The organism is Amycolatopsis sp. FU40, assembly GCF_021903635.1.
Lineage (GTDB): Bacteria > Actinomycetota > Actinomycetes > Mycobacteriales > Pseudonocardiaceae > Amycolatopsis > Amycolatopsis dendrobii.
On record NZ_CP091381.1, the window covers coordinates 3,154,324 to 3,173,692 of the forward strand.

General features: G+C 71.9%; 16 protein-coding genes. 10 read left to right on the forward strand and 6 right to left on the reverse strand.

The window, feature by feature from the left end; genetic code table 11:
* Nucleotides 1-162: 162 nt before the first annotated feature.
* Nucleotides 163-894 (reverse strand): SDR family NAD(P)-dependent oxidoreductase, encoded by a 732-nt coding sequence (locus tag L3Q65_RS15445; RefSeq protein WP_182888969.1) that lies wholly within the window; start codon nucleotides 892-894, stop codon nucleotides 163-165.
* A gap of 101 nt (nucleotides 895-995) precedes the next feature.
* Here L3Q65_RS15445 and L3Q65_RS15450 point away from each other — a divergent pair, with 101 nt between their 5' ends.
* A complete protein-coding gene (locus L3Q65_RS15450) occupies nucleotides 996-1,550 on the forward strand; it encodes a TetR/AcrR family transcriptional regulator (RefSeq protein WP_182888968.1) in 555 nt (184 codons plus the stop codon).
* Between the two features lie 12 nt (nucleotides 1,551-1,562).
* On the opposite strand, the gene L3Q65_RS15455 is transcribed toward L3Q65_RS15450, so the two are convergent.
* The 3 genes from L3Q65_RS15455 to L3Q65_RS47605 form a co-directional block, all read right to left on the reverse strand.
* Entirely contained in the window at nucleotides 1,563-2,594 is a 1,032-nt protein-coding gene (locus L3Q65_RS15455) for a glycosyltransferase (RefSeq protein ID WP_237600060.1), read from the reverse strand.
* Nucleotides 2,595-2,637: 43 nt separating this feature from the next.
* Nucleotides 2,638-3,843: a cytochrome P450 gene (locus L3Q65_RS15460; protein ID WP_237600061.1), complete on the reverse strand. Its 1,206-nt coding sequence runs from the start codon at nucleotides 3,841-3,843 to the stop codon at nucleotides 2,638-2,640.
* 65 nt (nucleotides 3,844-3,908) lie between these two features.
* Nucleotides 3,909-3,992 carry a cittilin family RiPP precursor gene (locus L3Q65_RS47605; RefSeq protein ID WP_220506654.1) on the reverse strand — a complete coding sequence of 28 codons (84 nt, stop codon included), beginning with the start codon at nucleotides 3,990-3,992 and terminating at the stop codon, nucleotides 3,909-3,911.
* Nucleotides 3,993-4,209: 217 nt separating this feature from the next.
* On the opposite strand from L3Q65_RS47605, the gene L3Q65_RS15465 reads away from it, so the two are divergent.
* Nucleotides 4,210-5,055: an AraC family transcriptional regulator gene (locus L3Q65_RS15465; protein WP_237600062.1), complete on the forward strand. Its 846-nt coding sequence runs from the start codon at nucleotides 4,210-4,212 to the stop codon at nucleotides 5,053-5,055.
* A 17-nt stretch (nucleotides 5,056-5,072) separates the two neighbouring features.
* Here the strand turns inward: L3Q65_RS15465 and L3Q65_RS15470 are convergent, their stop codons facing one another.
* Nucleotides 5,073-6,674 carry an FAD-dependent oxidoreductase gene (locus L3Q65_RS15470; RefSeq protein WP_237600063.1) on the reverse strand — a complete coding sequence of 534 codons (1,602 nt, stop codon included), beginning with the start codon at nucleotides 6,672-6,674 and terminating at the stop codon, nucleotides 5,073-5,075.
* A 277-nt stretch (nucleotides 6,675-6,951) separates the two neighbouring features.
* Here L3Q65_RS15470 and L3Q65_RS15475 point away from each other — a divergent pair, with 277 nt between their 5' ends.
* The 6 genes from L3Q65_RS15475 to L3Q65_RS15500 are packed head-to-tail and all read left to right on the forward strand — an operon-like array spanning nucleotide 6,952 to nucleotide 14,720.
* Nucleotides 6,952-8,262, forward strand: a complete 1,311-nt coding sequence (locus tag L3Q65_RS15475) for a hypothetical protein (protein ID WP_237600064.1) — start codon at nucleotides 6,952-6,954, stop codon at nucleotides 8,260-8,262.
* A complete protein-coding gene (locus L3Q65_RS15480; RefSeq protein ID WP_237600065.1) occupies nucleotides 8,259-9,299 on the forward strand; it encodes a hypothetical protein in 1,041 nt (346 codons plus the stop codon). The genes L3Q65_RS15475 and L3Q65_RS15480 overlap by 4 nt, the downstream gene beginning before the upstream one ends.
* A gap of 1 nt (nucleotide 9,300) precedes the next feature.
* Nucleotides 9,301-12,294, forward strand: a complete 2,994-nt coding sequence (locus L3Q65_RS15485) for a hypothetical protein (RefSeq protein WP_237600066.1) — start codon at nucleotides 9,301-9,303, stop codon at nucleotides 12,292-12,294.
* A 54-nt stretch (nucleotides 12,295-12,348) separates the two neighbouring features.
* Nucleotides 12,349-12,876 (forward strand): hypothetical protein, encoded by a 528-nt coding sequence (locus L3Q65_RS15490; protein ID WP_182888960.1) that lies wholly within the window; start codon nucleotides 12,349-12,351, stop codon nucleotides 12,874-12,876.
* A 9-nt stretch (nucleotides 12,877-12,885) separates the two neighbouring features.
* On the forward strand, nucleotides 12,886-13,698 hold the full coding sequence (locus L3Q65_RS15495; protein WP_237600067.1) for a DUF3592 domain-containing protein: 813 nt from the start codon (nucleotides 12,886-12,888) through the stop codon (nucleotides 13,696-13,698).
* Nucleotides 13,699-13,721: 23 nt separating this feature from the next.
* Nucleotides 13,722-14,720, forward strand: a complete 999-nt coding sequence (locus L3Q65_RS15500; RefSeq protein WP_237600068.1) for a hypothetical protein — start codon at nucleotides 13,722-13,724, stop codon at nucleotides 14,718-14,720.
* Here the strand turns inward: L3Q65_RS15500 and L3Q65_RS15505 are convergent, their stop codons facing one another.
* Nucleotides 14,721-15,890: a CdaR family transcriptional regulator gene (locus tag L3Q65_RS15505; protein WP_237600069.1), complete on the reverse strand. Its 1,170-nt coding sequence runs from the start codon at nucleotides 15,888-15,890 to the stop codon at nucleotides 14,721-14,723.
* 80 nt (nucleotides 15,891-15,970) lie between these two features.
* Between L3Q65_RS15505 and L3Q65_RS15510 the strand changes: the two genes are divergently transcribed.
* The gene (locus tag L3Q65_RS15510; RefSeq protein WP_237600070.1) at nucleotides 15,971-18,019 is read left to right on the forward strand and encodes an acetate--CoA ligase family protein; all 2,049 of its coding nucleotides are present in this window, start codon (nucleotides 15,971-15,973) and stop codon (nucleotides 18,017-18,019) included.
* Entirely contained in the window at nucleotides 18,012-19,331 is a 1,320-nt protein-coding gene (locus L3Q65_RS15515; RefSeq protein WP_237600071.1) for an alkyl sulfatase dimerization domain-containing protein, read from the forward strand. The genes L3Q65_RS15510 and L3Q65_RS15515 overlap by 8 nt, the downstream gene beginning before the upstream one ends.
* Nucleotides 19,332-19,369 lie beyond the last annotated feature (38 nt).

Sequence of the window (19,369 nt, forward strand, 5' to 3'; positions counted from 1 at the left end):
GATCGCGGCGAGGAAGCGCATTCCGCGCGGTGCACGGCTGTCCTGCGGTGAACTGCGCCGACGGTGTCCTGACACGACATGCTCCGCTCCTGAGTGGACTCGACCGGCAAGGCGGTCATCGGCGCCGACCGTGCCAGGACGCGGCGGGAGCGGTCCCGGGACCTACCAGGCCACCCGGCCCTCGTCGTCGAAGAAGCCGCCGGTTTCGGCGCCCGCCGTTGCCCAGTGCACCGACGCCCGCGCGCCTTCCTCGGTGGTGCGGACACCGTTGAAGTTGTTCAAGTCCGTCGCCACATAGCCGGGAGTCACCGAGTTGATCTTGATGTGCGCGAGCTCCGGATCGTCGAGGAACGCGTTGGCGTACTTGACCGTCAGCATGTTCACCGCGGTCTTGGTCGCGGAGTACGCGAAGGACTCGTGCGACCGCGCGAACATCGAGCCCTTTTCGGTGGTCTTGGCGAACATCGCCGAATCGCTCGCGACGTTCACGATCCGGGCCGAACGCGAACGTCGCAACAGGGGCAGCATCGCGTGGATCACCCGCACGAGCCCGAAAACGTTGGTCTCGAACTCCGGGCGCATGTCGTCGGCCGTGACCTCCACCGCCGGTTTGCGGATGAGCATGCCCGCGTTGTTGACCAGCACGTCGAGCCGTCCGTAGTCCCGCTCTACCAATGCGGCGGCGTCGTTGACTGAAGCGTCGTCGGTGATGTCGATGCGTACTGGCCGCACGGAGAGGCCGTCCTCGGCGAGCTCCTTCGCGGCGCTCGCTCCCCTCTCGGCGTCGCGCGACCCGAGCAGCACGGTCAGGCCGCGTTCGGCCAGCTGGCGGGCGGTGGCGAGGCCGACGCCCTTGTTCGCTCCGGTGACCAGCGCGATGGTTTCCGCGGACATGTTCTCCGCCCTTCCGTGCGCGAAGCACGTACGATGAGAAGTGAAAGTACCCCTACACTTTAACCGTAGGTCTCCTACGGTTGTCAAACGCGGGAGACGGGATGGAACCGGAACTGCCGAGCAGGCGGCCCAAGCGCGCCGACGCGCGGCGCAACTTCGACGCGCTGGTCGCGGCCGCCCGGGAGGCCTTCGAGGAGCAGCGGGCGCAGACCTCGCTGGAGGACGTGGCGCGCCGGGCCGGGGTGAGCATCGCGACGCTCTACCGGAACTTCCCCACCCGCGAGGACCTGGTCGAAGAGGTGAACCGCGAGGCGGTCGAGGCGCTGTGCCGGGCCGCGGGCGACGTCGCAGACCTCGAACCGTGGGACGCGTTCGCGGCGTGGCTCCGGCGTTTCGTCGAGTACATCGGCACGAAGCTGGCCTTCGCCGAATCGCTCAACCGCACCACCGACGGCTTCCAGGCCTGCCGCAGGGCGATGCGCGAGGCAGGCGGTCCGCTGCTGGTGCGCGCGCAGGAGGCGGGGGCCGCACGGCCGGAATCGTCGATCGACGACGTCCTGCGCATGATTTCCGGGATCACGGCGGTCGAATACGTCGACGAGGCCCAGCGGGAGCGGGTATTCGAGTTCGCCCTCGCCGGGCTGCGGGCCGGTTAGGGACCGCGAGTTTCAACCGAGGAGATCGCGGACGACGTCGGCGGGCGAGGGCATCGCGGAGATTTCCGCGCGCAGTCTGCCCGCCGCCGCGGCCGCGCCCGGGGACAGCAACCGGGCGAGGGCTTCGCGCGCCGAGGTACGGGTGACTCGCGAAGGTTCCAGCACCATGCCCGCCCCGGCGGATTCCACCAGTGCGGCGTTGTCCGGCTGGTCGGTCAGGTGTGGCATGACCAGTTGCGGCACACCGGCCGCCAGCGCGCTGAACGTCGTGCCCGACCCGCCGTGGTGTGCCAGCACCCGGCACCGGACGGTGTCCAGCGGAGCCCATTCCAGGGAAAGCGTTCCGGGCACAGCCATGCCGAGGACCACCGTGCGCAGACCGAGGTCTCGTGCCGCGGCCAGCACGGGCGGCACGACCTCGGTGCGGCCCAGCCTGGGCAGGATCGTGCCCAGCGTCAGGCAAAGATCGGCTTCCCGCGGTCCGGCCGCCGGTTCTCCGCGGCAGGGCTGGAAGCGCAGCGGAATCCCCGCGGGCAAGCGGGCGGGGCGCGCCGACGGCGGGCACAGGTCGATCAGCGCGTCCGGTTCGGGCAGCCGGGGACGGACGCCGTGGATTTCGGACAGCGCGGCGAGTTCACGCTCGGCGGCGAGCAGCCGGGCGCGGGGCATGACCAGGCCGAACGAGTGCTCCAGCAGCCTCGCGCCGATCGCTCGCGCGGCCAGCGCGCCGGCGAACTCCGGCGGGGTGCGCACCACGGCGTCCGGCCGCCAGGTCCGGGCGAGCGCGAGCAGGTCGGGCGCGGTGCGTTCGGCCAGCTCGAGCATTCTGGCCCAGCCGGAACGGCCGGGGCCGCCGGGAACGGACAGCAGGCTGACGTCGCCGCCTACCGGGTGCACGGGCAGCCCGCAGGCGCTCGCTTGTGCGGCGTACCCGCCGCCGATCGCGACCAGCACGTCGTGCCCGGCGGCGCGGGCCGCGCGAGCGAACGGCACCAGCGGCCGGAAATGGCTGGCAGCGGGGCACGCGGTGACCAAGAGCCGCATCAGGACGCCCTGCCGGACAGCGCGGCGATCGAGCGCGGCCCCGTCACCGGACCGCCACCCGCAGGCGCAAGCCCTCCGGCTGCAACGAGAGGGCGGGACGCGGCCGCACGACAGCGTCGCCTGGCAGAAGGCGGAACCGCGCGCACAGGCACGTCACCGCGGCCACCGCCTCGGCAGTCGCGAGCGCCGCGCCGATGCACGCCCGCGGCCCCAGCCCGAACGGGAAGTAGGCCCCGCGCGGGCGGTCGGCTCCGGTCAGCCACCGCTCCGGCCGGAACTCGTGCGGCTCCGGGTACCAGCGGGGGTCGCGATGGGTCACCCACTGGCTGACCGACACCGTGGTGTCGGCGGGCACGGCGAAGCCGCCCAGCTCCACGTCCCGCAGCGTCTCGCGGCTGGTCAGCCAAGCAGGCGGGTACAACCGCATCGCCTCGCGCACGACAGCATCCGCGAAGGAATCCGCCGCAGCGGCCCGGTCGGCGGCTTCCGGGTGCGCGGCCAGCAGATGCAGGGTCCAGAGGATCGCGTTTTTCGTTGTCTCATAACCGGAAAGCACCAGCGTCGCGAGTTCGTCGCGCATCTCGTCGTCGTCGGCGCTGGCCAACGCGCTCAGCACGGGCGCGTCGCCCCGGCGGGCCTTGGCGACGACCTCGCTGACGTCGCGCAACGCCCGCCGCATTCGCAGTGCACCCGGCGTCGGCACCCAGCTGGGCAGGACATAAGGGGAAACCGACAGGTCCATGATTTCGTGCACCAGGCTGCCGACTGCGTCCGCGTCCCGGTCGCTCGCCGCGGCCCCGAACAGCAGGAACGTGATTGATCGCAGCGCCAGCCGAGCCGCTGCCGGAGCCGGGTCGAACTCGGCGCCCTCCGGCCAGGCGATTCGGCGTGTTTCCGCACCGGCTGTCTCGGCGGCGAGAACCACCAGCCCGCGAGCGAACACCGGGCCGAGGCGGGCGCGCTTGCTCCGCCACACCGCGCCGTCGCTGTTCATCGTCGCCCGCGGAAAGCCCTGTTTCCGGGCGCGCCGGCGCGTCCGGGGACTGGACTTGGCGAACTCCCCCGCCCGGTCGACGAGCACGCGTTCGACGTCGTCCGGCGCGGTCAGCAGCACGTTGCGGGAGCCGATCGAGACCACGTCGCCGTGCTCCCGGGAGCAGCGGGCGAGAAAGCCCAGCGGGTCGGCGGTGAAGGCGGCCAGATTCCCGGCGATCCGGTCGCCGGCGGGACCCGGAGGCGGGCCAGGCATGCGGTGTCCTCCTGCCAGGAACCGGGGCCGTCCGCCTGCCGGGCGGGCGGCCCCGGTCTCGTCCGTCAGTAGTAGATGTAGGGAGCCGTGAGCCGGTCCTGGCGGGCAATGCCCATCAAGACCGCCACCGACAGCAGCGCCTTGCGCATCTTCGTTCACCTCCCCCCTCTGTCCGGACTCCTCGTTCGGAGCACCGAATCCCCCCTCGCAAGCACCGAAACAGCGTCGGCGGATCCAGGATGGAACGGCGCGGCGGCCGCGGTCTTGGACAAATGCACGGTCTTCCGGAGTACGCCGCGATCTCGCTACCGTGAACCCGAGGCCTTGCCGCGCGAGGCAGGGGCGGCGTCAGCCGAGGGGGAAGGCATGGACCGGTGGGCCGGAGGCCTGTCCCGGCGCGAGGGAGAGACTGGTCTCGGCCAGAGCCTCGCCTGCCGACCCGATCCGCGGCTATCGGCTCATGTGCTCGGCTACGCCGGGTCGCATTACTCCGGCACTCGGACGGTCGTGCGGCGGATCGCGCCCATCGACGGGATCAAGCTGATCATCGACTTCGAGAACCTGGACCGCCGGATGCTCGCGGCGAACGGAGCCGGAGCGCACCGCGAACCCCCGTCCCCGGTCGTCGGCCTGCGCACCGGCCCGCTGGTGTTCGAACAGACCGGAACAGACCACGGCATGGTCGTGGGGCTCACCCCGCTCGGCGCCCACGCCCTGCTCGGCCTTCCGCTCCGGGAACTGCCCGCCTACGCCGGGTTCGCCGAACTGCTCGGCCCTCGGGCAGCGCGTCTCGTCGACGAACTCGCGCACGCCCCGACCTGGTCGGCCCGCTTCGCGCTGCTCGATCGACGGCTGCTCGGCTGGCTCGACCCGGACCGGCGGCTCGCCTCGCCCGTCCAGGTCGCTTGGGACCTGCTCAACGCCACCCACGGGCGACTGACCGTCGCGGGCCTGGCCGACCGTGTCGGATGGAGCCGCTCGCATTTCGAAGCCCGGTTCCGGACGCAGATCGGGATAACGCCCAAGGCGGTCGCGAGAATCGCCCGCTTCCACCACGCCCTGCGGCTGCTGTGCCGGCCCGATCCGCCGCGCGCGGCCGAGATCGCTTCCGTCTGCGGCTACGCCGACCAACCTCACCTCAACCGGGAATTCCGCGCGTTCACGGGATGCTCCCCCACCCGCTTCCTCTCCTTGCCCGATCAGGAGACTTAGTCCGCCCCGCCGGGAGCTCACGGGGACAGGACGCGCTCGTGCAGCCGCCGGACCGCGAGCCGCGCGGACTCGAACGCGCCGGCCTGCCAAGCCGTGAGATGGGTGAGCCAGTCGCCGGCGAAGTACACGCGTCCGGCCGGTTTCCCGAGCAACTGGTAGGCCGGGGTGCCGAGCGGCGGCGTCGCCCACGCGCTTTCGATGTGCGGCATGAGATGCCAGGCGACCGAGAACGCGCTCGCCAGTTCGGTGCGGTGCTTCCCGCCGTGGATCTTGACGCCTTGCTCCACCGCTCGCTGCGCGCGGGCGTCCGGGGCGAGGTCTCCGTATTGGCGGGCGTGGTTGCCGTAGCAGTAGTTCACGAGCAGGCCGCGCGGTCCGTGGAAACCGTGCGACGGGTACCAGATGCGCTCGATGTCCAGGTCGGTGTGCGTGATCCCGCCGTAGATCCGGCAGTCGGTCTCCCACCAGCGGCTGCGGTACTCCAGGCCGATCTTCGCGGCCGTGCCGATCTGCCATTTCCCCAGCGCGGCCTGGATCTCCGGCCCGAGGTTGTGCGGGATCCGGGCCAGCACCCGCGGAGGGAGCGCGGCGACGCAGAAGTCGGCGACGAGGTGGCCTTGGGTGCCGTTCGGCTCGAGGAAGGCGACGCCGACCTTGTCCGCCGTGTTCGTGATCCCGGTGACCGCCGTGCGCAGCCGGAGGCGCCGCGGGCCCAGCGCGCGGGCCAACGCCAGCGGGATCCGGTCCATGCCACCGACCGGCTGGAACATCAGCATGGCCTGCTCGTAGGCGAAATCGAAGGAGAGGTAGCGGCCGGCGCCCTCGGCTAAGGTCCGGGCCAGCGAGGGCACCGGGCCCAGCGGCACGCCCGCCTGGTCGCCCGCTCCCGGATCGGTGGAGTAGCCGCGCCGCGAGGTGCCGGCGTAGCGCCAGCCGGACGCCTTGTTCCCGATCGCGCCCCAGTCGCGCAGGAAATCCAGCAGGCGTTCCTTGTCCGTCGCGGTGAGTTCGCTGTCCAGCGCTCCGCGATCGGTCGCTTTGGCGAGCAGTTCGCTGACATATCCGTACACGTCGGCCTTCGTGGTCCGGATTCGTTCCGGCTGCCGCATTCCGGCCGCTTCGTTGTAGACGAAAGCGCTCGCGTTAGTATTCGTGAACACCTCGACCGGCACGCCGAGTTCGCGACAGTAATCGAGCGTCACCATCCATTGCGCGATCCGCGCCGGACCGGCGTTCAGATAGATTCCTTCGCTGAACGCCGCGGTTTGCGTATCCCCGCGCAGATCGGTCTGCACGGTACCGCCGCGCGCGGTGAAGTTCCGTCCGCCCGGCCGGTCGGCCGCCTCCAGCACAGTGCAGTCGTATCCCCCTTTCGTCAGTTCGTACGCGGCGGCAAGCCCGGCTATGCCCCCGCCGAGCACCACCACTTTCGCCGCTCCGCGCCCGGTCAGCGCGAAGTCCGAGCGGCGCGGCGGCTCGTAGCGCGGGCTCGCGTGAGCCGTCGGCGCGAGGCCGAGCGCACCCATTGTCGCGAACATCGCACCCGCACCGCCCGCAGTGCCGACCGCCGAAAGAAACCGCCGTCTGCTCACTCCCGGCGGCAGGACAGAACCAGCCATCGGACATCTTCCCCTCTCCCCGGAAACCGCGGCGGAATAAAACTTTCCGCAGCGCGGAAAAAGATCGTTTCGGCGAGCCTACTGCAGATTGCGCGGGCCCCTCAATACAACATTCCGGGCAACCTTATTGAACCTGCCGGGGTTATGACTTTCCGCTGATTACGAGTTCCGCATCCGCCGCGGCGGAGGGCAACCGATTTCCGTCGGCGCCGGAATATGCCTCTCGCACGCGGGGTCGCGCGACAGGATAAACTGCGCCGAGGAGCGAGGGAGCGTGATGACGGCAGGCCGAGGGCAGTCCCAGTTGCGCTCGGCTGTTCTCGCGCGCGCCTGGCAGCGGATTCCGGACGTCGAGGTGCTTTCGGCGGGCGACGGCGGGCCGCTGACCCGCACGGTCAAGAAGATCATCGATCCGCTCGTGATCCGCACCGTCGCGCGGCCCCGGCTGGGCCGTCCGCTGCTGGATCCGGCGGACGCGGCGGAAGTGACCGCGTTGCTGCTCGCCGACGCGACGCGGTTGCGCGCCGCAGCGGCCTGGTTCGTCCACCTGAAGCGGCAGCGGCGAGCCCTGCGCATCACCGCGGGAAACGTGCAGGACGTGTGCTTTCCCCTCGCCTACGAACTCGCGACCGGGTTCGGCTTGCCGGACGCCTCCGCGCCCGAGCAGGCCGCGACGGCGCTGCGCGAGTGGCACGGCGAGGACGGTGCGGCCGGGGTCGATCAGCTGGGCCGATACCTGGCTGATCCCCAGCGCGCCACTGGCTTGACCGCCGAGTTGCGCAGTCGCTGGGCTGCCGCGCCGAACGCGTCTCCGGCACAGTTCGTCACGCTGCTCGACGCGGTCGCCCACGGCTTCACCGACGAGGCTTGGCAGCAGCTCGCCGACTCCCCCGCCGGGCACGTGTTCGGCCTCGCCTTGCGGCAGCCCGGCGGCACCGCGGCGCTCGCTCGGGCCGTCCGCGAGATTTCCGGCCTGCCCACGCCCGATCTCGGCCTCCAACGCGGCGAACGCACCGCCGTACCCCCGTTGAGCCAGCGCGACGAAGCTGGCAGCGAGCTGCTCGAACGCAGCATCGAACGACGGGTCCGCGCGACTCTGCGCCGCCTCTCGGCGGCCGAGCAAAGCCCCGTATCCGACCTGGTCGACGAGGAACTCCGCCGCGCGGCCGCCGGATTCGGGCTCGAAGTGCCCGTGCTGGCAACGTGTTTCGTGCTCGGCGTCGTCCTCGCGCCCGCGCTTCGGCCGCTCGACGGCCCGGCTCCCGCCGATCTCCCGGACTTCGCCCAGCGGCTCAACGCGCAGGTCGCGCGGGAGGGATACGTCTTGTACGCCCGCCGAGCGCTGGCCGGTTCGACGCCCCTCACCGCGCGGCCGGACGTCGAGATCCTGCGAGAACTGCGCGAATTCGCGAAACGATTCCTCGCCCGGCTGTGGGCGCGGCTGCACGGTTTCGACGCCAGCGGAGAGGTCCCGGACGACTTCCGGGACCTCCTCACCGGGGTCGTCCGATCGACCTCGCTGGACCTGCGGACGAAGGTGCGCCGCGCGCTCGTCGCCAATCTGCCGCGATTGGAGGCCGCCTCGTGACCCATCCGATGCGCACTCCGGTCCTCGCCGCGGACGGCGGCCTCATCCGCTTCGCGCTCGCCGATCTGCTCGGCGCCGCGCTCCCGCCGATGCGGATCGAACTCACTGACGCCGGCGCGGCCGAACCGTGGCTGACCAGGCTCGTCGGCGCCGAAGCCAGTTTGACCGCGCTCCGGGACGGACGTGTCGACGTCCCGGCCCGGCCGGAATTGGCCCGGCTCGCGCTGCTGCTGTGGGCACGCCGCTGGTGGCCCGCCAGCCCAGCGCTCGGGATCCCGTCGCTCGATTCGGCGCTGCTCGACTTCGAAGCGGCCGTCGCGACCGCGGCAGTCGAAGACCTCGCCGAGGGCCTGCTCGACGGGTTCGAGGCGAGCCCGGCGGAACTGTTCGACCAGGCCACCAGCGCGGGTCTGTTCGCTGCCGCGGGGCCGGGGACCGAGGAGGTCCGTCTTCTGTGCGAGCAGCTTTCGGCCTGGTTCGACCGCCAAGACGACCTCGAGCGGTCCGAAGCCGCAGCCGGACTCGCGGCTCGGGTAGGCCCTGGTCAACGTGCGTACGCCTTGGCGGCGGGCGCTGCGCCCGCCGCGTCCGGCGGAGGCGTGCTGGCCGAGGGACGCGCCAGTGTCGACTGGGCGCGGGTGCCGCCCGGCGTTCTGGACGCCGCGGAGGGCACGGTGACCTGGCGGATCGTCGCGACCAGGACCGCCGCGCGGCTTGCGGTCGAAGTCTCGGGCGCGCTCGACGACGCTTCCCTCAGTGCCGTAGCGACCCACGACGGCGAGCCGTTCGCCGAAGTCGCCCTGCACCTGGGCAGCGCGGGATTCGCCGGAACGACCGACCTCGACGAAGCCGGGGCCCGTCTCGCGGCGACGTCCTCCGCCCGGATCGGACTCGTCGTCGGAGCGGTGGGCCCGGACGTCCAATGCACCGCACCCGAGGACCGCGCCGAGGTGATCTCCCTGGTCCGGGCCCGCGAATCGCTGCCGCCGGAGTCGCGGACGCTGGCGGAACGAGCCGTCGCCGACGAGGAGTTCTGACGTGCTCGCGGGGTTTCCGCCTCCGCTCGCGTCGCCGGACCGGCCGCTTCCCGCGGAGCTGGCCGACGCGGTGTCACACGGCTACAACTGCCGTTGCGTCGCACGGCATTTCGGCCTCGACCCGATGGCTTACCAGGAACTGCCTGCCTGCGCGCTGAGTCAAGCCGAGTACGACGCGCTGCTCACCGAAGCCTTCGCCGTCCAGACCGAAGCCAAGCAGCTCGCCGCGACGCGGGATGTCGCCGGTGCGCAGCAGGCGTACGCGCGGATGCGGCAGCTCGCCCAGCAGCTCGACCGCGTCAGCCTCGAAGTCGCCGCGGTCAGCGATCTGGCCGCCGTCTGCTACTCGGCGGGTGATCTTCGCAACGCGCGCCAGTGCGCGGAAGCCGTCCTCGGCGTTTTCGCGGTCAGCGCCGCCGCTGTCGTCCACTTCGGACAGTACGCCGAGCTGCGGATGATCGAAGGTTCCCGCGAGGTGGCGGAACGCGTGCTCATCTCGCTGTCCACCGAGGAGGGCGACCTTGCCCGGGCACGCCAGTTGCTCGCGGACCAGCGGCGTCGCGCGGCGTTCCGGAAGGCCGCCGAACCCGGCCAGTTCCCGCGCGAACAGCTCGATCCGCACGGCGCCGACGAACTGGAGCTGCGCGTCCTCGAAGTGCGTGTGCAGGTGGCCGCCGGGGATCCGGCCGGTGCGCGGGACGCGATCGACGAGATCCTGACCGGCCTGGAACGCATCTCGGACGTCGACGAGGTCCGCGGCCAAGCGGCGTCGCTGCAAGCGATGGCGCGGGCCGAACGCGCCCGCATCCGCCAGGCAGGCGGCGAGGAAGCGGACGCGACGGCGGATCTTCTGCGGCTCAACGCCCGGCACGAAGGTCCGGCGGCGGCGAAATTCGCCATCGGCCTGGCCGAAACCCGCGCGCTCGACGGGGATCTCCCCGGCGCGATGGCGGAGATCGTCAAAGCCAGAGACGAACTCGCGGCTGCTGGGGTGACCGGCGACGTCGCCGAGGCGAGCTACGCACTGGGCGCCCTCCTCCTGCTCGCGGGCGATGCCGCGCAGGCGCGAGACCAGTTCGAGCACGCGGGAAAGCTCTGGGCCGCGAACGGCGACACCCCGGGCGCGCGTCGGCTCGCATCGGCGTTGGCTCGGTGCGCTGCGGCCGAGGGCGACTGGATCTCCGCGGAAGAGCACGTCGCCCGCCTCCGGGCGGCGGCCCGCGAATCGGGCGAATGGCTGGAGTGCCTGCGAGCCGACTACCTTTCGGCCACGATCGGCTACCACCGCGGCGAAAACCCGCGAGCGGTGCTGGACCTGCTGTTGCCGGTGGCCCTCGCCGCGCAGGAGTACCGGTTCGCGTTCGCGTCGGCCCAGGCGCGCACCGCGTGGGCGAACAGCGTCGCGGCGCCGGCGACGGAACTGCTGATGGTTCTGCTGACCCAGCTCGGCGAAACGCGCCTGACGGCGGAGCTGATCGAGCGCGCGTGCGCAGCCGGGGCGTACCCGGAGGACCGTTCCCTCAACCTGACCGGCGCGCTCCCCGCGCTGGCACCGCCGGTCGACGACCGTCAGCTTCCCTTGGCCGCCTTGGGTTCGGTCACCTCGTCGCTCCCGCTCCGGCTCGCCCCTCCGCCTGGGCTGCGCTGGTCGCCGTCCTCGCCGATGGAGCTCGACGGATGGTCCCGGCTGGCCGCCGAACGCTACGGATGCCGATCAGCACCGGGGACGGTCGAGACCTGGCCGGCCGCCGACGCTGGTCGCGAAACCTTCATCCTGCGCTACGCCGACGCCGGGCACACCTACCTCAGCTGGCGCACCACAAGCGACCTCGACACCGTCCACACGCATCCGATCGACGCCGCTCTCGTCGAGACCGCACGCGGCTTGCTCGCCGAAGCTTCGCCGACACCGCGGGAGGGCGAGCCGGTCGGCGACGCGGTCCGTCGTTCGCTCGACGCTTTCGGCAGTTTCGCCGCGGAGCAACGCCTCGCCCGCGTCCTCGCGCTCAACCTCCTGCCCGTCGACCTCGTCGCGCGACTCCGGCGAGCCACCCGTCCGCTGCTGCGAATCCAGCCGTCCCCGGCGCTCGCCGCGGTCCCGTGGGGCCTGCTCGCCCTTCCCGACCGTCGCCCGGACCACGTGCTCGACGCCGACGAGGTCGACACCTGCTTCGAAAGCGACACCCGGGTCCTCGACCTCGCCGACGTCTCGCTGCTCGCCCCCGCCGGAATCCCGCGCCGCGAACCGGCCCCCGCCGGGCCGCCGGTGTACCTGCTCGACCCGCGGATCCCCGGCCAGAGCGCCTTCGGCGCACTGGGATCGGTGCTCGGCAGGCAAAACGGGGCGTCCCCGTTGATCCGCCACCTCGACGCACAGCTGGCCGCGGGCCCTGTCCGGCCCGCCGCCGCGCGCGGCCTCGACCTGGTCCGCCGCACTGACACCGACCGGCGGCGGCTCGCCGGACTGCTGGCCGAACCGTGTTCGCGGCTGGTGTTCGCGGGACACGTCAGCCGCATCCAGGACGTCCACGGCGCGCAGACCGCACTGCATTTGTCGTGCTCGGCCGACCTGCCGGGCACCGCCGCGCCGATCGGGGCGCACCGGCCGTTCACCGCGGCCGACCTCGCTCTGTCCGAAGTGGACATGCCCGCGCGGGTCGCGCTGATCGGCTGCGCCAGCGCGAGCGACTTCGGCCTGCCGGAACCGTTCGGCGTGCTGCTCGCCGCCGTCGCGTCCGGGGCCGGGCTGGTCGCCGCGACGGTCTGGGCGCTGCCGACGTCGGCCGCGGCCCCCGGCGCGGATCCGATGGCCGAGCTGATCATCGCCGTCGACACCGCGCTCGCCGGAGCCGACCCGGTCGCCGGGTTGTGCGCGTGGCAGCGGACCCGGCTCGCGCGCTGGCGCGAACGTCCCGAACCAGCCCGCTCGCCGGTCTTCTGGGCGGCTCTGACCTGCCTCGATGCCACCGACGACGGCAAAACTTGGGTTCGGTAGCAGCCCGCCCGCCCGAAGCTGTGTCCAGCACACCGGCACAGCGAAAGGCACCCGATGTTCAAGAAGATCCGCGACAAGATCACCGAGGCGACGCAGCAGGGCATGGCCCGCGGCGCGCAGGATTTCCAGCAGCACGCCGAGCAGTTCCGGCAGGCGGCCTCCGCGCAGGGACACGACATCACCCCGCAGCTGCCCACGCCGCACCTGGCCGCGCAGGCTTACCGCAACGTCGCGGCCGACCCCGAGATGGCCGCGTTCCTGGCGCTGCCGATGCCGGAGCAGCTGCGCCAGCAGCAGGAACTGCAGGCCTACGGCACCGAACTGCGCCGGCTGTACGACACCGGCGAGAAGGCCGCCCTGGTGATCCGCGCGCTGGAGCCCACCGGCCGGACGGTCGCCGGGCAGGCCCAGTACACCGCGACCCTCGACGTCACCCGTGCCGACGGCATGATGTACCGGGCGGTCACGCCGCTGATCACGCCGCAGGCGACGATCCAGCAGTACGCGCCCGGCACCCGGCACGAAGCCCGTCTCGACCCCGCCGACCCGGCGAAGGTCGCCGTCTTCGGCCCGATCGCGTAGGCGCCCGCCGTGTTCGGTTCCTTCGCGTTCGGCCTGTCGGACGCCCCTGAACAGACCCGGGCGTCGAACCGGCGGCTGTGGCTTCTCGGGATTCCGGCGACGCTCGCCTGGGCGGTCGCCGGGTGGTCCGGCGCGCTCGGGCTGCTGGACGGCTTCCGGCTGATGTCGCTGAACCGCGTCGGCGCGTGGGGGGCCGACGCGGGAGCGGCGGGTTCGCTCGTGGTGTTCTTCAGCCTGGCTGTCACGGCCGCCTCGTCGCTCGGTTTCGCGATGCTGTGGGGCGGCGGGATGTCGTTGCGCCGCATGGGCATCAGCTTCCGGGCCAGTTCGCTGGCGGCGGCGCTCGGGGTGACGCTGGGCAGCGGCGTGGCGGCGCCGTCGTGGACGCCGCCGGAATCGGTGGGCGAACGGCTGCCGTTCCTCGACGGCAAGGCCGAGCCGTGGTCCGATGTGGACTGGATCGTCTACTACGAGCCGTTTCTGGTTCCCGCGGTGTCCGGGGTCATCGCGCTGGTCCTGATCGTGGTGCTGCTGCGGTCTTTCCTCCGCGCGGCCGAGGCGGACGACCGCGAGCAGGCGCTGCGGCGCTGCGGCCGCCAGGTGACGGGCGTGCTCACCCGCGTGGACTTCACCAACGTCTGGATCATGGGGAATCCGCGGTTCACCGTCCACGTGCGGTTTCCCACCGAGACCGGCGAGCGCGAGGCCGTGACCTCGATGGTCACGTCGCTCTTCCAAGCCCCTTCCGAGGGCACGGCAGTGCGGGTCCGCTACGACCCGCAGGATCCGAAAGCCGTTCTGGTGGAACCGGTTTCCCGCTGACCGCCCGAGAAGGGACTCCTGCCATGGCAGCCATCCGCACCATCGCGGCCGGTTTCCTCACCGGATCGGCGATCGGCGCGACACTGTGCTCGCTCGTCGTCGGGATCGTCCTCGAAAGCGTCCCGTTGTTCGTGACCGGGCTGGGAATTCCGCTCGGCTACGGCATTCTCGTCTGCCTCGGCGGCCTGCCGCGCCGCGCCCGCGAGAAGGCGGTCCCGCCGGCAATGGCGCTCGCGCGGATCGAAAGCCTCCGCGCCGGAGGCACCGAAACGGGCGATCTTCCGCTCAACCTCACCCTCACGGTCGCTCCGGACGGTGCGCCGTCCCATCGCGTGGAGGCGGTCCACACCGTCAACCTGGTGGACCTCCCGAACTTCCGCACGGGCGACGTCCTGGTGGTGAGCTATCGGCTGGCGCGGCCATGGAAGGTCCGGATCGTGTCCAGCCCGCCGCCGGAATGGCAACGGCGGGCGGCGAACGCGGTCATCGAACCCGCGGCCGAGTCCGCTTCGGTCCATCCGCCGCCGGAGGGCTGCGCCGCCGGTGCCTTCACGCTCCTCGGCCTGCTGCTCGGCGCAGGCGCCGTACTCGGGCTTTTCCGGGTCGAGCTGTTCGCACCGGAACCCAGCGCCCCGGCACAGCCGCCCGTGTCGTCCGCCGTGACCACTTCGGGTTCCGCGACAGTCGACGTCGGTCCCGAGCACTCATTGCTGGACGAGGGCGAACTGCGCCGCGCCATTGACGGGCTGGCCCGGAGCACGGACGTCTCGCAGACGCTCACCGCGGTCGTCCAGGAACACCGGCTGTCGGTCGTCTTCGCTCCGTCCGGCGTCCAGGTCCCGCGCTTCGACCTCCGCACCCTGCCCGTCGACGAGATCCCGCGCCTGGTCCGGAAAGCCTTGCAGACCCTCGACGTCGGAACGCCGCGAACCTGGCAGGTCACCGTCGGCCCACTGCCGTCGGCACGCACCGTCCGCGTCACGGTGACCGGCCCCCGCGGCAGCGCTTCCCTCGCCGGTTGATCACCCCGCCAGCCCGAGCGAAGCGCCGAGCAGCAAAAGTCCTTTGGCAGTACGCGGATCCGCGCCGGTCAGGTTGGCGATCCGGGAGAGGCGATTGTCCACTGTGTTCGGATGGACGTGCAGCTTCCGCGCGGTCTCGCGACGGTTGAAGTCGGTCTCGAAGTACGTCCGGAGCGTCGTCGTCAGATCAGGCTCGCCGCTCAGCCGCGCCGCCAGCGCGCGCAGCCGGGGAGTGGCCGCGCTGTCGTGGTTCAGCTGGTATTCGAAGAGGTGGTCGGCGAGCACCGCGACGGTGTCGGGGACCGAATTCAGCCGCAGCAGCCGCTCCGCTTCCGCTACCGCCGCCGGGATTTCCGGCAGCTCGGCCGCGTGGGCGAACCCGCCGGTGATCTCCACGCCCGTCGTCTGGTGCGCCCGCGGCACCGCCAGCCGGGCCTCGGCCAGTGCCGGCTCCGCACCGTCCGAAGCGGACGGAAGCAGCAGCAGACCGCCGTCCGGGTCCAAGGCCGCCAAGACGTCTCCGGACAGTTCGCGCCGCAGGTGCTGCAAGAGCGACCGCGCCTTCCGCTGCCCGGCCAGATGGCGGCCTACCGAGTCGCCGACGGAATCCGCCGGGTCCGCGGCGAACCGCAGCGCCAGCACGCCGTACGCCGGGGCGAGGCGGACGTCGGCCGGTTCCGGGACCGGCTCCCCCGCGGCCAGCCGCCGCACCAACGCCCGCGCGGCCTCGCGTTGTTCGTGGTCCGCGGTCTGGAATTCCTTCTGGTGCGCCTGCACCGCCGCGTTCGTCACCCGGTGCAGGCACCTCAGCAGCACCGCGGCCGTGTCGCTCGGCGGCGACCCGCCGGACAGGTCCTGGACCTCTGCCCACACTTCCTCGGCCGCCAGCAGGTACGCGTGCACGAACTCGCTGACCGGCAGCCCCTCCGCGCCTCGTTCCCGGCCGCGCTGGCGGAACAGCTCCAGCTCGTCCTCGCGCGGTTCGCTCCCCTCCCGCGCCGCACGCGCGAACAGCCGGCCGAACTCGCGGATGGTGTGCGCCATGTGCAGGTGCAGGTGCGCGGGCACCTCGCCGCGGTAATGCGGCGAGGTCGCCACGTAGCGGCGGATCGTCCGTTCGACGGCCTTCGGCAGCCGGTGCTCGAAGCTGCGCCACGACAGCTGTGACATGTCACAGCACGGTAGCCGAAAACCTGGGCAATGTGCGCTACCAGCTGGGCAGGCCAGCGGCGACAGTTGGGGTTGTGTCCATGACCGCGATCACAGGAGGTCCCGCACCGATGCGCTGCGAGCCGCTGTTCCGCCCGAAATCGGTCGCCGTGGTCGGCGTTTCCGCGACCACCGCGCTGTCCTGGGGACGGATCGCGCTGGACCGGCTGCTGCGCGGCGGCTTCGGCGGCCAGGTCTTCGCGGTCTCCCGCGGCCCGCTCGACCTGGCCGGCGTCCGCACGGTCGGGTCGCTCGCCGAGATCGGCTACGGCCCCGACCTCGTCGTCCTCGCGACCCCGGCGGAAACGGTCCCCGCGCTGGTCAGGGAGGCGCGCGAACTCGGTTCCGGAGCGGTCGTCGTCTTCGCGTCGGGCTTCGCCGAGGGCGGCAACACCGCGCTGGAGGACGAACTGCGCGAGGCCGCCGGAGACCTGCCGGTGCTCGGCCCGAACTGCCTGGGCGTGGTGAGCCATCCGGCCGGCGTGCAGCTGTCGACGACCGTTTTCCTCGACCGCGAGCGCGTGCCGCCGGGTCCGATCGCGATCGTCACGCAGAGCGGCGCGATCGGCTTCGTGCTCGCTGACCTGCTCGAACAGGCCGGGATCGGCTACTCCTACTACGCGAGCGTCGGGAACGAAGCCTGCCTGTCCGGCCACGAGATCGGCAGCGACCTGCTCGATCAGCCCGACGTCGAGGTGCTCGTGCTCTACCTCGAAGGCGTGCGCGACGCTGACGGTCTCCGCGCGCTCGGCCGGCAGGCGCGGGCTGCGGGCAAGACCGTGGTCGCGCTCGCGGTGGGCAGCAGTGCCGCCGGCCGGCAGGCCGCGCTGTCGCACACCGCGGCCGTCGCCGGCGATCATTTCCTGCTGGCCTCGCTGTGCCGTCAGGAAGGCATCCGCCTGGTCACCGACGACGATCAACTGGTGGACGCGGTGCTCTGCGCCCGCAAAGGCACGACGCTTCCTCCCGCACCGCGGCTCGCCGTCCTCACGATGTCCGGCGGCGCGGGCGGCATCCTCGCCGACAACTTGACCGCGCTCGGTGTGCGTATTCCGCCGCTGTCCGGCGCGACGCGCGCGAAACTCGCGGAGGCCGGCGGGGTCGAGGCGGCCGACGAGAACCCCGTCGACCTCGGCGGCAACATCGACCGCTGGCTCGACCGGGTAGGCGATCTGCTCGGCGCGCTCGACGAAGACCCGGAACTGGACGGCGTCGTGCTCTATCTGACGTTCGGCGACCGGTTCCGCGAGGCTTACCACCGGCTCGCCGCCGCTGCCGCCGCGACGCGGACGCCGACGTGGTTCATCTGGGCCTGCGCGCCGCCCGGCGAGCTGGCGAACGCCGGTCGCCCGGACACCGTGCTGCCCAGCATCGGTGCTCTCGTGCGACGGCTTCGGGTACTGGTCCCGGACCGGGTCCCCGAGCCCGCGAACCACGCCACGGCGGCTGACCGTCCAGTGTGGACTGAACTGCGGGCCGTTCCGCTGCTGGAAGACGCCGGCATCCCGCACGTGGACACCGTCGCCGGAATCGATCTCGCCGCCGCCGTCGCGCACAACGGCTGGCCAGAGCCGTATGTGGTCAAGGGCGACGCCGCCGACGTGCCGCACCGGGCCCGGGCCGGGCTCGTCCGCGTCGGCGTCACGGCGGCGGAACTGCCCGCGGTGCTGGACACGCTCCAAGCGCGGCTCGACGAGGTCTCCGCCGACCCGGACCGGACCCTCGTCGTGCAACCGCTGCTGCCGCACACCGCCGAACTCGCCCTCGGCGCGACGCGGGATCCGTTGTACGGCACCGCGATCGTCCTCGGCGCGGGCGGCGACCGTGCCGAGGACCCCGCCGCACCCCGCCGCGCGCTGCTGCTCCCGGCGACCCCGGAGCAGCGAGCCGAACTGGCCGCCTGGGCCGGCGACGTCCTCGCCGCTCCAGTCCCCGCCGTCGCCGCCGCGATCGACGGGCTCGTCCGCATCCTCGGCGACCATCCGGAATTCGCCGAAGCCGACCTCAACCCGCTCTGCGTCACCGGCGAGGACCTGGTCGCTGTCGACGCGCTGTTCACCGAAAACGTTCAGGAGGCATCCCGTGACTGACCTGCTCGACTACGCCGACAAGGTCTGGCGAGGCGAGGCCGACACCCGCGTCTACCACACCGGCACGCTGCGCGAGGACGGTCTGCACGAACTGGCCGAGGGCGTCTGGATGTGGCCGGCGTTCGGCAACGTCTTCCTTTTCCCCACCGCCGACGGCCTGTTCTGCTTCGACACCGGCGAACGCCGCACCGCCAAAGACCTTTTCGGCGCGACCCGCGCCCGCACCGACGCTCCGCTGCACACCGCCGTCTACTCGCACGGCCACATCGACCACGTCTTCGGCGTCGGCCCGTTCGATCTCGAAGCCGAGGAGCGCGGCTGGCGTCGCCCGTCCGTGCTGGCGCACGAAAACACGCCGCCGCGCTTCGAACGGTACGAGCGCACCCGCGGCTACAACACGGTGATCAACCAGCGGCAGTTCCAGTCGCCCGGATTCCGCTGGCCCGACCGGTACCGGCACCCCGACGTCACGTATCGCGACACCACGACGCTGCGGATCGGCGACCTCGACGTCCGGCTGAAGCACGCTCGCGGCGAGACGGACGACGCGACGATCGCGTGGCTGCCCGGCCGGAAGATCCTGTGCTGCGGCGACTTCTTCATCTGGTCCTCCCCCAACCCGGGCAACCCGCAGAAGGTCCAGCGGTATGCCGCCGAGTGGGCGCGGGCGCTGCGCTGGATGGCCGGGCTGGGCGCGGAACTGCTGCTGCCCGGGCACGGCGTGCCGATCGCCGGAGCCGACCGGATCCGGACCGCGCTGTCCGACACCGCCGAGTTCCTCGAAACCCTGCACGACCAGACCGTGGACGCGATGAACGCGGGAGCCACGCTCGACGAGGTGGTGCACGGCGTCACCGCGCCCGCCGAACTCCTGGCCAAGCCGTATCTCAAGCCGTCCTACGACGAGCCGGAATTCGTCGTCCGCAACGTCTGGCGGCTCTACGGCGGCTGGTACGACGGCAATCCGGCCAACCTCAAACCCGCGCGCCGCGCCGAACTGTCCCGCGAACTGGCCGACCTGTCCGGCGGCTCCGACCGGCTGGCCGCGCGGGCGCGGGAACTGCTCGCCGCGGGCGAACACCGGCTCGCCGGGCACTTCGCCCAACTCGCCGTGGACGCGGCCCCGGACGACGAGATCGCGCACACCGCCCGCGCGGAAGTGTTCACCGCACTGGAAAAAGCCGCGACCTCGACGATGGCCAAGGGCGTTTACGCCTGGGCCGCCGCCGAATCCCAAGCCGTGCTCGACGGAACCGACCGCGCCGAGCAGTTGCGCACCCGCACCGCGGGCCGCACCCGCTGGGCCTTCTGACCCGCCACCCCGTCCGACCACGACGTTGAAATGGGGAC